Origin of the sequence: Mesorhizobium sp., from assembly GCF_041661565.1 — a bacterium.
Taxonomy (GTDB): domain Bacteria; phylum Pseudomonadota; class Alphaproteobacteria; order Rhizobiales; family Rhizobiaceae; genus Mesorhizobium.
The window spans coordinates 1-11,789 of record NZ_JBAZUD010000147.1 but is presented as its reverse complement, the minus strand read 5'-3'; the positions used below and the strand labels follow the sequence as shown (position 1 = coordinate 11,789).

General features: G+C 63.9%; 13 protein-coding genes and 1 pseudogene. 5 read left to right on the top strand and 9 right to left on the bottom strand.

The features are described from left to right. The 3 genes from WC739_RS21150 to WC739_RS21140 form a co-directional block, all read left to right on the top strand. Positions 1-757: cytochrome c1 (locus WC739_RS21150; RefSeq protein ID WP_372954952.1), on the top strand; the 757-nt coding region annotated here is incomplete at its 5' end. 179 nt (positions 758-936) lie between these two features. Next, positions 937-2,082, top strand: coding sequence for an alpha-hydroxy acid oxidase (locus tag WC739_RS21145; protein ID WP_372954951.1), 1,146 nt, complete (start codon positions 937-939; stop codon positions 2,080-2,082). A gap of 6 nt (positions 2,083-2,088) precedes the next feature. Continuing rightward, positions 2,089-2,634, top strand: a complete 546-nt coding sequence (locus WC739_RS21140; protein ID WP_372954950.1) for an adenine phosphoribosyltransferase — start codon at positions 2,089-2,091, stop codon at positions 2,632-2,634. Between the two features lie 170 nt (positions 2,635-2,804). On the opposite strand, the gene WC739_RS21135 is transcribed toward WC739_RS21140, so the two are convergent. The 7 genes from WC739_RS21135 to WC739_RS21105 all read right to left on the bottom strand — a co-directional run bounded on the left by WC739_RS21135 (position 2,805) and on the right by WC739_RS21105 (position 8,252). Further along, entirely contained in the window at positions 2,805-3,266 is a 462-nt protein-coding gene (locus WC739_RS21135; RefSeq protein WP_372954949.1) for a MaoC family dehydratase, read from the bottom strand. Then, positions 3,263-3,733 carry a MaoC family dehydratase gene (locus WC739_RS21130; RefSeq protein WP_372954948.1) on the bottom strand — a complete coding sequence of 157 codons (471 nt, stop codon included), beginning with the start codon at positions 3,731-3,733 and terminating at the stop codon, positions 3,263-3,265. Before WC739_RS21130 ends, WC739_RS21135 begins: the two co-directional genes overlap by 4 nt. 124 nt (positions 3,734-3,857) lie before the next feature. Next, positions 3,858-4,832, bottom strand: a complete 975-nt coding sequence (gene corA, locus WC739_RS21125; protein ID WP_372954947.1) for a magnesium/cobalt transporter CorA — start codon at positions 4,830-4,832, stop codon at positions 3,858-3,860. Positions 4,833-5,037: 205 nt separating this feature from the next. Beyond that, positions 5,038-6,141 (bottom strand): redox-regulated ATPase YchF, encoded by a 1,104-nt coding sequence (gene ychF / locus WC739_RS21120; protein ID WP_372954946.1) that lies wholly within the window; start codon positions 6,139-6,141, stop codon positions 5,038-5,040. Positions 6,142-6,230: 89 nt separating this feature from the next. Next, entirely contained in the window at positions 6,231-6,956 is a 726-nt protein-coding gene (pth, locus tag WC739_RS21115; protein WP_372954945.1) for an aminoacyl-tRNA hydrolase, read from the bottom strand. A 23-nt stretch (positions 6,957-6,979) separates the two neighbouring features. Continuing rightward, positions 6,980-7,621, bottom strand: a complete 642-nt coding sequence (locus WC739_RS21110) for a 50S ribosomal protein L25/general stress protein Ctc (RefSeq protein ID WP_372954944.1) — start codon at positions 7,619-7,621, stop codon at positions 6,980-6,982. 199 nt (positions 7,622-7,820) lie between these two features. Beyond that, the gene (locus WC739_RS21105; protein ID WP_372954943.1) at positions 7,821-8,252 is read right to left on the bottom strand and encodes a MarR family winged helix-turn-helix transcriptional regulator; all 432 of its coding nucleotides are present in this window, start codon (positions 8,250-8,252) and stop codon (positions 7,821-7,823) included. Positions 8,253-8,404: 152 nt separating this feature from the next. On the opposite strand from WC739_RS21105, the gene WC739_RS21100 reads away from it, so the two are divergent. Further along, positions 8,405-9,268 carry an alpha/beta fold hydrolase gene (locus WC739_RS21100; protein WP_372954942.1) on the top strand — a complete coding sequence of 288 codons (864 nt, stop codon included), beginning with the start codon at positions 8,405-8,407 and terminating at the stop codon, positions 9,266-9,268. Positions 9,269-9,346: 78 nt separating this feature from the next. Here the strand turns inward: WC739_RS21100 and WC739_RS21095 are convergent, their stop codons facing one another. Continuing rightward, positions 9,347-10,588 (bottom strand): MFS transporter, encoded by a 1,242-nt coding sequence (locus tag WC739_RS21095; RefSeq protein WP_372954941.1) that lies wholly within the window; start codon positions 10,586-10,588, stop codon positions 9,347-9,349. 150 nt (positions 10,589-10,738) lie between these two features. On the opposite strand from WC739_RS21095, the gene WC739_RS21090 reads away from it, so the two are divergent. Beyond that, positions 10,739-11,629 carry a helix-turn-helix domain-containing protein gene (locus tag WC739_RS21090; protein WP_372954940.1) on the top strand — a complete coding sequence of 297 codons (891 nt, stop codon included), beginning with the start codon at positions 10,739-10,741 and terminating at the stop codon, positions 11,627-11,629. Here the strand turns inward: WC739_RS21090 and WC739_RS21085 are convergent. Continuing rightward, a pseudogene (locus WC739_RS21085) lies at positions 11,626-11,789 on the bottom strand (phosphoribosylpyrophosphate synthetase); the annotation flags it as partial. The gene WC739_RS21090 and the pseudogene WC739_RS21085 sit on opposite strands and share 4 nt — an antisense overlap.

The window sequence follows — 11,789 nt, the reverse complement described above, 5'->3', positions numbered from 1 at the left end:
TTTCCCGATCAAGGAGCCGAAGGAAACGAGCTGGAGCTTCACCGGCCCGTTCGGAACCTACGACAAGGGACAGCTGCAGCGCGGCCTGAAGGTTTACAAGGAAGTCTGCTCGGCCTGCCATTCGATGAATATGGTGGCGTTCCGCACCCTCTCGGACCTCGGCTATTCCGATGCGCAGCTCAAGACGCTGGCGGCCGAGTACACCATCCATGACGGCCCCAACGATGCCGGCGACATGTTCGACCGTCCCGGCAAGCCGTCGGACTATTTTCCGGCGCCATTCGCCAATGAGGAAGCCGCCGCGGCGTCAAATGGCGGCGCCGCGCCGCCCGACATGTCGCTGTTGGCCAAGGCGCGCGGCGTCGAGCGCGGCTTTCCGCAATTCGTCTTCGATATCTTCACGCAGTACGACGCGGGCGGTCCCGACTACATCCACTCGCTGCTGACCGGCTATGACGAGACGCCGCCGGCGGGCATGGTTATCCCGGAAGGCACCCACTACAACCCATACTTCATGTCGGGCGTGTCGCTGAAGATGCCCAAGCCGCTGTCGGACGGGCAGGTGACCTATGATGACGGCGCGCCACAGACCGTCGACCAATACGCCCGCGACGTTTCCGCTTTCCTGACATGGGCGGCCGAGCCGCACATGGAAGCGCGCAAGAAGACCGGCTTCCGCGTGCTGGTGTTCCTGCTGCTGTTCGGCGCACTGCTTTACCTCACCAAGCGCAAGGTGTGGGAAGGCGTGGCGCACTAAGCCGCGCACGCAGCGAATGCGGGGGCGCCGAAAGGCGCCCTTTTTGCGTCGTTTCCTGAAATCTGCGCCAACACGGGCGCCGGCTGTCGAACAAGTCCGTTGGCAGGGTGCCATGCGATTGGTATTGCACGCGGGACGGTGACAACAGGGCGTCCCCGACATGGCATTGGAAATCGATCATGCGGCTGAGCGACTGTCACAATTTTCATGATTTCCGCCGCATGGCGCAGAGGCGTCTGCCGGGGCCGATCTTCAACTACATCGACGGCGCGGCGGATGATGAAGTCACCTATCGCCGCAACAGCGAAAGCTTCGAGACCTGCGACCTCGTCCCCAACGTGCTGCGCGGGGTGAGCGATATCGACATGTCGGTGACGGTGATGGGCCAGAAGCTGGCAATGCCGTTCTATTGCTCGCCGACCGCCTTGCAGCGCCTGTTCCACCATCAGGGCGAGCGCGCCGTGGCCAAGGCCGCCGCCAAGTTCGGGACCATGTTCGGCGTCTCCTCGCTGGGCACCGTCAGCCTCGAGGAGGCGCGCAAGATCAGCAGCGGCCCGCAAGTCTATCAGTTCTACTTCCACAGGGACCGCGGCCTCAACCGGGCGATGATGCAGCGCGCAAAGCAGGTTGGCGTCGAGGTGATGATGCTGACGGTGGACAGCATCACGGGCGGAAACCGCGAGCGCGACAAGCGCACCGGGTTCGCCATCCCCTTCAAGCTCAATCTGGCTGGAATGGCGCAGTTCGCGCTCAAGCCGGCCTGGGCCCTGAACTATTTCACCCACGAAGGGTTCAGGCTGCCGCAACTGGACGAACATGTCGACATGGGCGGCGGCACGATGTCGATCAGCCGCTACTTCACCGAGATGCTCGACCCGTCGATGACCTGGGACGATGTCGCCGACATGGTCAAGCTGTGGTCGGGTCCGTTCTGCCTCAAGGGCATCATGTCGGTGGAGGATGCCAGACGCGCCGTCGACATCGGCTGCAGCGGCATCGTGCTGTCCAATCATGGCGGCCGGCAACTGGATGGTTCGCGGGCGGCCTTCGACCAGCTCGCCGAGATCGTCGACGCGGTCGGCGACAAGATCGACGTGATCATGGATGGCGGCGTACAACGCGGCACGCATGTGCTCAAGGCGCTGTCGCTGGGGGCCAAGGCCGTCGGCGTCGGGCGCTACTATCTGTTTCCGCTGGCGGCGGCGGGCCAGCCGGGCGTCGAGCGGGCGCTCGAACAGATGCGGGTCGAGATCGAACGCGGCATGAAGCTGATGGGCTGCAGCTCGGTCGAACAATTGTCGCGCACGAATCTCCGTTTCAGGTAGGCAATCATGAAACCTTCGCTCGAAGAGACGCTGCTGGCCTCGATCCGCACCATTCCCGACTACCCCAGGCCCGGCATCCTGTTTCGCGACATCACCACGCTGCTCGGCAATGCAAGCGCCTTCCGCCGTTCCATCGACGAACTGGTGCATCCCTATGCCGGCCAGAAGATCGACAAGATCGCTGGCATCGAGGCTCGCGGCTTCATCCTTGGCGGCGCCGTGGCGCACCAGCTTTCGGCCGGGTTCGTGCCGATCCGCAAGAAGGGCAAGCTGCCATATGAAACGGTGCGCGTCGCCTACAGCCTGGAATACGGACTGGATGAGATGGAAATGCACAAGGATGGCGTGTTGCCGGGCGAAAAGGTCATCCTGGTCGACGATCTGATCGCCACCGGCGGCACCGCCGAGGCGGCGGTCAAGCTGCTGCGCCAGATCGGCGCCGACATCCTCGCGGCCTGCTTTGTCATCGATCTGCCGGACCTCGGCGGGCGCGCCAAGCTCGAGGCGCTTGGCGTGCCGGTGCGGACGCTGATTGGCTTCGAAGGTCATTGAGTGGTTTTTCCCTTCTCCCCTTGCGGGAGAAGGTGGCCGAGCGAAGCTCGGACGGATGAGGGGTGTTCCAGGGAACGCCAACGTCTCACTCCGCTGGAACACCCCTCAACCGTCTCGGCGCTGCGCGCCGATCCACCTTCTTCCCACAAGGGGAGAAGGGAGGGGGGGCGCTACTCGACCTTGACCAGCACCGCGCTTTCGAATTCCAGCACCTTGTCGCCGCTCGAATCGAACGCTTCGGAGCGCAGCGTCAGCAGCCGCCAGCCGGGGCGTGAGGCGATCGGGCGGTGGGACAGGGCGGTGCGGGTGAAGGTGATGGTTTGCCCGGCATAGACCGGCTTCAGCCATTTCAGGTTCTTGAACCCTGGCGAGGGGCCGAATTCCGGCGCTGGTCCCGGCCCGCTCCACACAGCGCCCATGCGGGTTTCGAGATTGAGTTTCATCCAGGTGGCGGCGGTGTGCCAGCCGGAGGCGCAAAGCCCGCCCAGCACGCTTTTCCTGGCCGCCTCCTCATCGATATGGAAGATTTGCGGATCGTATTTGCGGGCGAAGGCCTTGATCGCCTCGGCCTCGAATGTGTACGAGCCGAGCGTGACGGTGGTGCCGATGGCGAAGAACTCGTCCAACGTCATGCCGCGCGCTCCGCGGCGTCGCGGGTGAGGAACATGATCGAGTTCTCGAGTTCGAAGACGCTTTCGCCGCGCTGGTTGACGAGCTCGCCGCGCAAGGTCACCAAGCCCAGCTGCGGCTTCGACCTCGACAGGCGGCTGGCAAGGACGACGACGCTGCCGGCAAGCGTGTCGCCGGCCAGCACGGGTTTCTTCCATTTGACCAGGTCGACGCCGGGGGCGCCCTGGCAGGTCGAGTCCAGCAGGAAGGCATCGCACAGCATGCGCATGAACATGGCGCAGGTGTGCCAGCCCGAGGCCGACAGTCCGCCGAGAATGCTGGCCTTGCCGGCCTCCTCGTCGAGATGCATCGGCTGCGGGTCGAACTCGCTGGCGAATTCGACGATTTCGTCCGCCGACACCAGCTTGGTGCCGAGGTCGATCGATGCGCCCTCGACGAACTCCTCATAGGCCCAGGTTTTTGCGGTCATGGTCTGACATCCGGCTCGGCAATCCCGATCCCGAGGATCGGGCATCCCGGATGCAGGCCCCGGGCTCTTTGGTCAAGAGATTTCTGTAGCGCCAGGCTGCCCGGCATGGCTTCCGGCGCGTCCTTCAGAGCCAGCCACGGCGGCGGAAATACAAGTAGGGCAGGATGGCCGACAGCACCATCATGGCAATGGCGAAGGGGTAGCCGAACTCCCATTTCAATTCCGGGATAACGTCGAAATTCATGCCGTAGATCGAGGCGACCAGCGTCGGCGGAAGGAAGATGACGGCGGCGACGGAGAAGATCTTGATGATGGCGTTCTGCTCGATCGAGATCATGCCCAGCGTGGCGTCGAGCAGGAACGAGATCTTCTGCGACAGGAACGTGGCGTGGTCGGCGAGCGACAGCACGTCGCGCGACAGCGTCTTGATGCGGGCCTTGGTGTCCTTGCTCATCTTGGTGCGGGTCGAGGCGTGGGCAAAGAAGCCGGCGAGGCGCTGCAGGGAGATCAGGCTGTCGCGCACCGACGAGGCGACATCCTCCTTGCGTCCGATCGCCTTCAGCAATTCCTGGAAGTCGCGGTTGCGCTTGGACACCTTGGTCGAGCGCGCCTCGAAGATGTCGCGCGAAATCGCCTCGATGTCGCGCCCGGCGCGTTCGAGGATGTCGGCGAGACGGTCGACGATCGCCTCCAGCAGGCCGATGAGGATGGTGTCGCCGCTGGTGCAGCCCGTGGCCACCTTCTCGGCGCGCTGCGGAAATGTCTTGAACGCTTTCGGTTCATGGTAGCGCACGGTGATCAGCCTGGCGCCGGCGAGCACGAAGGTGACCGGCGACATCAGGGGATCGTCGACATCGGTCTGGGCAGGCAGGGTGGCGGTCATGAAGTAGGCGCCGTCCTCGACATAGAGGCGGCTCGAGATCTCGATCTCCTCCATCTCCTCGCGCGTCGGGACAGCGACGCCGAGCCAGGTCTCGATCGTCTCTTCCTCTTCCTTCGTCGGATTGAGCAGGTCGGCCCAGACGATGCTGTCGCTGTTCGCCAGGAGATCGTCGACGGCGCGCAGGCGCTCATTTTCGACGACGAAGGCCTTGATCATCGTCGGGTCTCCCTTGCTGGGGCCGAAGGTGCGTTCGGATTGACGCGGTGTTTCGGATGGCACGGGCCGGGCACTCTCGATGAAAGCTCCGGTCGCAGGAGCCGATTAGACCTGTGATGCGACAAGGTCAAGGCAGGCCACCCGGCCCGCCAAAGGGGGTGCCGCGGTGCCGCCGGGTCAGGACCAGCGCCGGCGGAGCGAAGCCTCAGGTGTTGAACTTGAACAGCATGATATCGCCGTCCTGGACGACATATTCCTTGCCCTCGTCGCGCGCCTTGCCGGCTTCCTTGGCCGCCACTTCGCCGCCCAGCGTGACAAAGTCGTTGTAGGCGATGGTCTGCGCGCGGATGAAGCCGCGCTCGAAGTCGGTGTGGATGACGCCGGCCGCCTGCGGTGCCTTGTCGCCCTTGTGCACGGTCCAGGCGCGCGTCTCCTTCGGCCCCACGGTAAAGTAGGTGATGAGGTGCAACAGCTCGTAGCCGGCGCGGATGACCTTGTTGAGGCCGGGCTCGTCGAGGCCGAGCGAGGACAGGAATTCCATCTCCTCCTCGTCGCTGAGCTGCGCGACCTCGGCCTCGATCGCGGCCGAGATGACGACGGTGCGGGCGCCTTGCGCGGCGGCCATCTTTTCCACCGCCCTGGTGTGCTCGTTGCCGGTCGCGGCGTCGGCCTCGGCGACGTTGCAGACATAGAGCACCGGATGGGAGGTCAGCAGGTTCAGCCCCTGGAGAATGCCCAGATCCTCCGCCGAGATGCCGTTGAGCAGGACGCGGGTCGGCTTGCCGGCCTGCAGCAGTTCAAGGGCCGCCTCCATCATCGGCAGTACGGTGGTCGCTTCCTTGTCCTTGCTGGCGGCGCGCTTGCGGATCTGCACGATGCGGCGCTCCAGGCTGTCGAGGTCGGCCAGCATCAGCTCGGTCTCGACCGTCTCGGCATCGGCGACGGGATCGATGCGGCCTTCGACATGGGTGATGTCGTCGTCCTCGAAACAGCGCAGCACATGCACAATGGCGTCAACCTCGCGGATGTTGGCAAGGAACTGGTTGCCCAGGCCTTCGCCCTTCGAGGCGCCGCGCACCAGGCCGGCAATGTCGACGAAGGAGATGCGGGTCGGAATGATCTCCTTCGACTTGCCGATCGCCGCGATCTTCTGCAGGCGCGGGTCCGGCACCGCCACCTCGCCGGTATTCGGTTCGATGGTGCAGAACGGATAGTTGGCGGCCTGCGCCGCCGCCGTCCTGGTCAACGCGTTGAAGAGCGTCGACTTGCCGACGTTGGGCAAGCCAACGATGCCGCATTTGAAACCCATTGTGTCTGGTCCTATCGGGAAATCGAGATTTGATCAGGGCTATGGGCGATAGGGGTGATCAACGTCAAGCCCCGGGGCGCCGATCCTGCTCAGTCCTTGCCGCCGAACAGCTTCTTCAGCATGGCGGCCATCGGACCGGAGTCCGGCAGTTTGGCGGGCGCTTGCTGCGGACGGGCCTGGCGGATGTGGCTCTGCTGCTTCGCAGCCTGCTGCTTTTGTGACGGCTTTTCCGGCTCCGCGCCGGCCTTGCCCTGGACGGCGAGGGTGGCCTTGTTCATGAAGCCGGACTCGTCGCCCTTGACGATCATGGCGGCGTTGTCTGCAATGGCTTCGAGCAGAGGGTCGAGCCATTCGCGGTCGACCTTGTCGAAGTCGCCCAGCACATGGTGCTGGACCATTTCCCTGACACCGGGATGGCCGACGCCGATGCGCACGCGGCGATAGGCGTTGCCGACATGGCCGTCGATCGAGCGGATGCCGTTGTGGCCGCCGGCGCCGCCGCCGGTCTTGATGCGCAGCTTGCCTTCCGCGAGGTCTATCTCGTCATAGAAGACGGTGAGCGCGGACGGGTCGAGCTTGTAGAAGCGCAGCGCTTCGCCGACCGACTGGCCGGAATTGTTCATGAAGGTCTGCGGCTTGATCAGGACAAGCTTTTCGCCGGCAAGAGTGCCCTCGGCGATCAGGCCCTGGAATTTCTTCGACCAGGGCGAAAAGGAATGGCGGCGGGCGATTGCGTCCGCCGCCATGAAGCCGACATTGTGCCGGTTGCTGGCATACTTCACGCCCGGATTGCCGAGTCCTGCAAACAGCAGCATCGCCAGCTCCAGGCGGAATGAAATTACTTCTCTTCTGCGGCGGGAGCCGCTTCGGGTGCAGCCGCTTCAACCGTCTCTTCGGTCTCCGGCTTCATCGCCGACGAACCGGCAATGGTTGCGACGGTGAAGTCGCGGTCGGAGATGACGGGCTTCACGCCGGCCGGCAGCTTGACCGCCGAAATGTGGATCGAGTCGCCGATATTGGTGCCGGTGAGATCGATGGTGATGAATTCCGGGATCGCATTGGCCGGGCAGTGGAACTCGACTTCGTGACGCACGATGTTGAGCACGCCGCCGCGCTTGATGCCAGGCGACTTGTCCTCGTTGATGAAGTGGACAGGCACGTTGACATTGACCTCGGTGTCCTTGCCGATGCGCAGAAAGTCGACATGGACAGGGAAATCCTTGACCGGGTCGAGCTGGAAGTCCTTCGGCAGGACCTGGATCTTCTTGCCGTCGACATCGATCGTGGCGATCGTGGTCAGGAACCCGCCGCCATGGATCTTGTAGTAGATGTCCTTGTAGGTGAGCGAGATAGCCAGGGGAGGCTGCTTGTCACCGTAGATTACTGCAGGCACTTTACCGTTGCGACGAACTGCACGGGCGGACCCCTTACCGACCTGTTCGCGCGCTTCGGCCTTGAGCTCGTAAGTGTCGTGGCTCATGGCATTTCCTTTCGGTTTGTTCTGGAGCGTTCGCGGCGGGCAAATTGCCTGGACCGTAAACGTCGAAAGCCGCCGGGTGAGGCGGCCTTCCGCCGCGTTGCCTCCAAGGGTGTCTACGCGGGTGGCGGCTCTATAGCGGAAGGCGGCTGGCGGTGCAAGCTGTGGCGGGAAGGGGCATGCGCATGTCCGGACAGGTCCGCTACGCCCGATCCCCGGTCAGCGCATCGCGCAGGCCCTGGATCTGCCGGTTCAGCCTGTCGAGCTCGGCCAGCGTCATGCCGGAGCGTTCGATCAGCGCCTCGTTGAGGCAGTTGCATTGCTCAAGCAGGGCGCGACCGGCCCTGGTCAGGTCGACCTGTACCTGGCGCTCGTCGACCTGGCTGCGCTGGCGGGTGACCAGCCCGGCCTGCTCCATGCGCTTTACCAGGGGCGTCACCGTGCTCGATTCCAGGGCGAGCCTGTGCGCGATGCCGCCGACCGAGAGGCCGTCGGTCTCCGCCAGGGCATTGAGCACGAGATATTGCGGATAGGTGACGCCCATCTCGTCCAGCATCGGCTTGTAGGCGCGGTTGATCGCCATGCTGGTGGCGTAGAGTGTGAAGCAGATCTGGTTGTCCAACGGGAGAGGCAAGGCGCATTCCTTTTGCCGACTGAGCATCGCGTGTGTACCACCAAAAATAGTTATCGCGATACATATTTCCATGGACAGGGCGGTCGATCCACGCTAGTTTTATGAGTATCGCGATATTGTTTATCGCGATCAACAAATTAATGGAGACTGAGATGAACCAGACTTCGCGATCCAAGCCCGCCTCCGGCAGCGGCACCATCACCACCAAGGACGGAACCGAGATCTACTACAAGGACTGGGGAACCGGTCAGCCCATCGTCTTCCATCATGGTTGGCCGTTGAGCAGCGACGACTGGGATGCCCAGATGCTGTTCTTCCTGGCGCAGGGCTACCGTGTCATCGCCCATGACCGGCGCGGCCACGGCCGTTCGACCCAGACAGATATCGGCAACGAGATGGACACCTATGCTGCCGACGTGGCGGAACTCGCCGCTCATCTGGATCTCAGGGATGCCATCCATGTCGGCCATTCGACCGGCGGCGGCGAAGTTGCCCGCTATGTCGCGAAGTATGGCGCAGGCGGCCGTGTCGCCAAGGCGGTGCTGATCGGCGCGGTGCCGCCGATCATGCTCAAGACGCCGGCCAATCCCGGCGGCCTGCCGCTGGAAGTGTTCGACGGCTTCCGCTCCGCCCAGGCTGCCAACCGCGCGCAGTTCTTCCGCGATGTGCCGTCGGGTCCGTTCTACGGCTTCAACCGTCCGGGCGCCGAGGTCTCGCAGGGCGTCGTCGACAATTGGTGGCGCCAGGGCATGATGGGCGGCACCAAGGCGCACTATGATTGCATCAAGGCCTTCTCGGAGACCGACTTCACCGAAGACCTGAAGGCAATCGACGTGCCGGTGCTGGTCATGCATGGCGACGACGACCAGATCGTGCCGATCGCCGACTCGGCGCTGCTGTCGATCAAGCTGCTCAAGAGGGGCGAGCTGAAGGTCTACAAGGGTTTCCCGCATGGCATGGCCACAACCCATGCCGATGTCATCAACGCCGACCTGCTGGCCTTCTTCAAGGCGTAAATTGCCGGGAACGGCAGCTAAAGACGCACCCGTCGGCTGGCGGGTGCGTTTTTTGTATCAGGACTGGGGCAGCCGAATCTAGGCGGCTGCCGGAGCCTTCCGGGCTTCCTTCATGTTCGGCAGGAACACCGTCAGCAGGCCCAGGAACGGGAGGTACGAGCAGATCTGGAAGACGAAATCGATGCCCTTCATGTCGGCGACGACGCCGAGCACGGCGGCGGCGATGCCGCCCATGCCGAAGGCGAAGCCGAAGAAGATGCCGGCGATCATGCCGACGCGGCCCGGCACCAGTTCCTGGGCGAAGACGACGATGTTGGAGAAGGCCGATGACAGGATCAGCCCGATCAGCACCGTCAGCACCATCGTCCATTCCATGTTGGCGTAGGGCAGCGCCAGCGTGAAGGGCAGCACGCCGACGATCGAGAACCAGATCATTGCCTTCTGTCCGTAGCGGTCGCCGAACGGACCGCCGAGCAGGATGCCGAGCGCCGAGGCGCCGAGGAACAGGAACAGCATGATCTGCGACATCTGGACCGAAACGCCGAACTTATGGATCGAATAGAAGGTGTAGTAGCTGGCGAGGCTGGCGATGTAGGCGTTCTTGCTCAGCACCAGGAGGGTCAGCACGATCAGGGCATTCATCACCTTGCGCCGCGGGAAGGGCGAGACGAAACTTGCCGCCTTGTGGTTGGCCTGCGCGGCGCGCAGCCGGCTGTACCAGCCGCCGACCCGCCACAAGACGACGATGCCGATCAGCGAGCCGACGGCGAACCAGGAGATGCTCGTCTGGCCGAACGGCACGACGATGAAGGCGGCCAGCAGCGGCCCCATGGACTGGCCGAAATTGCCGCCGACCTGGAACAGCGACTGCGCCAGCCCGAACCGGCCGCCGGACGCAAAGCGGGCGATGCGCGAGGATTCCGGATGGAAGATCGCCGAGCCGATGCCGATCAGCGAGGCGCCGATCAGCAGCAGCGCATAGTGCCCGGCATAGGCCAGCACGATCAGGCCGATCAGGGACGACGCCATGCCATAGGGCAGGGAATAGGGCATCGGCTTCTTGTCGGTGATCATGCCGATGACCGGCTGCAGCAGCGATGCCGTCACCTGGAAGGTGAAGGTCAGCAGGCCGATCTGCCAGAAATCAAGGCCGTAATTCTCTTTCAGCAGCGGGTAGATGGCCGATAGCAGAGACTGCATGATGTCGTTGATGCAGTGGCAAAAGCTCACCGCCAGGATGACGGTGAAGGCCGTCGCCTGGGCTGAAGCATGGCTGGCGATCGCGGGCGGTGCGATGCTGGTGGCTGTCGTATCGGTCAAGGCAGGCTCCGTCGTCTTCCTGGCGGGCAACCCGCGGGGCACCTTGGCGGGGCTTGCGCGTCGCCCAAAGTGACGGCTGCCTTATAGGCTGCTTGCCGGGCGACTTCTTTCGTGGTTTGGTCCAATAGTTTCGCAAGTGGGCCATACACGATGCCGCATGGCAGGGAAATCTTTCACGCCGGCAACGGCGATCTCGAGCAGATGCACGAGCGTCGCTGGCAGTGGCTGGAACAGGTGGCCGGACCGGCGGTGGCCTTGCCGACCGAATATCCGGACGGCTACCACGTTCCGCGACATCGCCACAGCCGCAGCCAGTTGCTGCACGCGCTGGTCGGTGTCGTGCTGGTGACGACGCGGCACGGGCGCTGGATGGTGCCGCCCGATCACGCGATGTGGATCCCGGCCGGCACCGAGCATTCGGTCGAAATGCTGGGCGATGTCTCGATGCGTTCGGTCTATGTCATGCCGCAGGCGATTCCCGGCCTGCCTGAAGGGCTGCGTGTGGTCGGCGTCACCGACCTGATGCACAGCCTGATCGTGGAATCCGAAAAGCTGCCGCAGGGCGGCGAATTGCAGGGGCGAGGCGGGCTGATCATGAATCTCCTGCTGCATGAAATCCCGACCTTGCCGGAACGGCCGCTCGGCCTGCCGTTCCCGTCCGACCAGAGGCTTGCCGCGCTGTGCCGGCGCTTCGTCGCCGCGCCTTCGCCGCGCGCGACGATCGACGAATGGGCTGATGCCGCCGGCATGAGCCGCCGTTCCTTCACCCGCGCCTTCCATCGCCAAACCGGCCTGTCGCTGTCGACCTGGCGCCAGCAGGCCTGCCTGTTCGCGGCCTTGCCCAGGCTGGCAGACGGCGAACCGATCACACGGGTTGCGCTCGACCTCGGCTATGACAGCGTGCCGGCCTTCATCACCATGTTCAAGCGCATGCTGGGAACTTCACCGCGCGGCTATATGCGCGGCGCGCGCGACAGCGGCGAAAGCCCGCGTCGGCCAGCGGCCGAAAGCGGAACCAGATTGCTGCCGTCCGGAGTCTAGTCGAACAGGCTCGACACCGATTCCTCGGTGGCCGTGCGCGAGATGGCTTCGCCCATCAGATCGCCGATCGAGATGACGCGGATGTTGGGTGCGTCGAGCACGCCTTGCGTCGGCTGGATGGAATCGGTGATCACCAGCTCCTGCAGCTTCGAACTGCTGA

Coding starts and splice junctions, on each gene's coding strand:
- WC739_RS21090 (WP_372954940.1), top strand. CDS start 10,739: ATGCCGCATGGCAGGGAAATCTTTCACGCCGGCAACGGCGATCTCGAG.
- ychF (WP_372954946.1), bottom strand. CDS start 6,141: ATGGGTTTCAAATGCGGCATCGTTGGCTTGCCCAACGTCGGCAAGTCG.
- WC739_RS21135 (WP_372954949.1), bottom strand. CDS start 3,266: ATGACGTTGGACGAGTTCTTCGCCATCGGCACCACCGTCACGCTCGGC.
- corA (WP_372954947.1), bottom strand. CDS start 4,832: ATGATCAAGGCCTTCGTCGTCGAAAATGAGCGCCTGCGCGCCGTCGAC.
- pth (WP_372954945.1), bottom strand. CDS start 6,956: ATGCTGCTGTTTGCAGGACTCGGCAATCCGGGCGTGAAGTATGCCAGC.
- WC739_RS21130 (WP_372954948.1), bottom strand. CDS start 3,733: ATGACCGCAAAAACCTGGGCCTATGAGGAGTTCGTCGAGGGCGCATCG.
- WC739_RS21140 (WP_372954950.1), top strand. CDS start 2,089: ATGAAACCTTCGCTCGAAGAGACGCTGCTGGCCTCGATCCGCACCATT.
- WC739_RS21100 (WP_372954942.1), top strand. CDS start 8,405: ATGAACCAGACTTCGCGATCCAAGCCCGCCTCCGGCAGCGGCACCATC.
- WC739_RS21110 (WP_372954944.1), bottom strand. CDS start 7,621: ATGAGCCACGACACTTACGAGCTCAAGGCCGAAGCGCGCGAACAGGTC.
- WC739_RS21145 (WP_372954951.1), top strand. CDS start 937: ATGCGGCTGAGCGACTGTCACAATTTTCATGATTTCCGCCGCATGGCG.